The following is a 1793-nucleotide window of genomic DNA, read 5'->3' on the forward strand; positions in this document are numbered from 1 at the left end:
GATGACGAGATAGAAAGCGTGTTATCGCTAAGCTTCAACGCAAGCAAAACGCCCTCTCACCGAGGCCACACGATCGACATAGCTAATAATGACGTTACACCACCAATGGATTACGCACCGAAAGATAAGCCTGAAGAAGAAGGTACGCTGTCTGAGGGTTATGGCTTTGAAGGGCAACAAAATGCGCCTAATGAATTTAACGAAGATTTAGAGCAGCAATATAAAGGCGAAGAACAAAAACGCCCAACGTCTGACGCTTAAGCGTCAGACTGGATTATCGATATCAACAAAAACGAAATCGAGATCAAACTTATCCTGTAAATACTCACCTAGCGCTTTTGCGCCATATCGTTCGGTAGCATGATGGCCAGCCGAGATATAAGCCACTCCCGTTTCACGCGCAATGTGCACAGTCGGTTCTGAAATCTCACCACTGATATATGCATCTACACCAAGCGCTACCGCCTTATCAATCATGCTCTGCGCACCACCGGTACACCAAGCAACCGTTTTGATTTCTTTATCTGAAGCACCAATACTCAGCGCATCACGTCCCAACACAGCGCTCACATGCTTAGTTAAATCGCTTAACACCATAGGTGTTGGTAGAGAACCCACTAACCCAACACTAAACTTATTATCTGGTTCCATCCCGCCGCTGGTTTCGAAACCAAGCAAACGACCTAACTCAGCATTATTGCCCAGTGTAGGATGCACATCTAGCGGAAGGTGATACGCAAATAGATTAATATCGTGATCAAGTAAGGCCTTAATTCGATTGCGCTTAATACCCGTAATAGCCTCTGACTCACCTTTCCAGAAGTAACCGTGATGAACCAAGATCGCATCGGCGTTTTCTTTGATGGCAACATCAATTAGGTCTTGAGACGCAGTCACACCACCGACGATTTTTGAAATCTGACTAGCACCTTCGACTTGAAGACCATTTGGGCAATAGTCTCGAATGCTCGAGATACTGAGAAGGTCTGCTAAATATTTCTCTAACTCAATACGTTCGATCATTTCTTGCCCTCCGAAATCCCTAAGCCAATGCTTTCTTAAGCGCCACAATCATTTCTTCGTTTTGCTGGACGGTACCGACCGTTAATCGCAAACACTCAGCTAGTAGAGGATGCCCTCCATCCAAACACTTTATGAGCACGCCCTGAGTCTTCATTGCTTCAAAAACACTTCGTGCTCCACCATTACTGCAGCGCACGAGCACGAAATTCGCTTCGCTAGGGAAAACTTCCAGACCATCAATATCCGCCAAGGAAGCGAGTAACTCAGATCGAGCAGTCTTAAGCAACTCACATTGAGCCGCTAGTTTGTCGTAGTGCTTGATAGCTAAACTAGCACTGGCCTGTGTTAACACATTGATATTGTATGGCAAACGAAGCTTCTCAAATTCATTAAGCCAAGTACTGCTACCCACCATGAAGCCAAGGCGCAAACCTGCTAAACCGACCTTCGAGAAGGTTCGCATTACAACTACATTTGGGTAACGCGACACGTAAGACAATAAATCACTATCGGTAAATGCCATGTAGGCTTCATCAAGCACAACAAGGCCATTTGCGGCGTCGATAATTGCCTGCAAATCTTCTTCAGAGAACACATTGCCTGTCGGGTTATTGGGCGCAGCTAAAAAAATAACGGCTGGGTCATGCTCTTGAATTGCCGATAAGGTAGCGGCTAGATTAATTGAGAAATCGGCGTTCAGATCCACGCCAGTGTATGGCACACCAACAAAAGCCGAGATCATTTTGTACATCACAAAACTTGGCTCAACT

General features: G+C 45.6%; 2 protein-coding genes and 1 pseudogene. 1 reads left to right on the forward strand and 2 read right to left on the reverse strand.

The features are described 5' to 3' along the window. Positions 1–261, forward strand: a pseudogene (locus tag A3738_RS31170) (hypothetical protein); the annotation flags it as partial. A 3-nt stretch (positions 262–264) separates the two neighbouring features. Here the strand turns inward: A3738_RS31170 and A3738_RS15460 are convergent. Both A3738_RS15460 and A3738_RS15465 read right to left on the reverse strand, forming a co-directional pair. Beyond that, positions 265–1023 carry a Nif3-like dinuclear metal center hexameric protein gene (locus A3738_RS15460; protein WP_068476209.1) on the reverse strand — a complete coding sequence of 253 codons (759 nt, stop codon included), beginning with the start codon at positions 1021–1023 and terminating at the stop codon, positions 265–267. 19 nt (positions 1024–1042) lie between these two features. Continuing rightward, on the reverse strand, positions 1043–1793 hold a 751-nt coding region (locus A3738_RS15465; RefSeq protein WP_082890059.1), incomplete at its 5' end, for a histidinol-phosphate transaminase.

It is taken from the genome of Oleiphilus sp. HI0066 (genome assembly GCF_001635725.1).

What these genes read in the sequence shown, in the direction of transcription:
- A3738_RS15460 (WP_068476209.1), bottom strand. Translation starts at nt 1,023, where the DNA reads ATGATCGAACGTATTGAGTTAGAGAAATATTTAGCAGACCTTCTCAGT.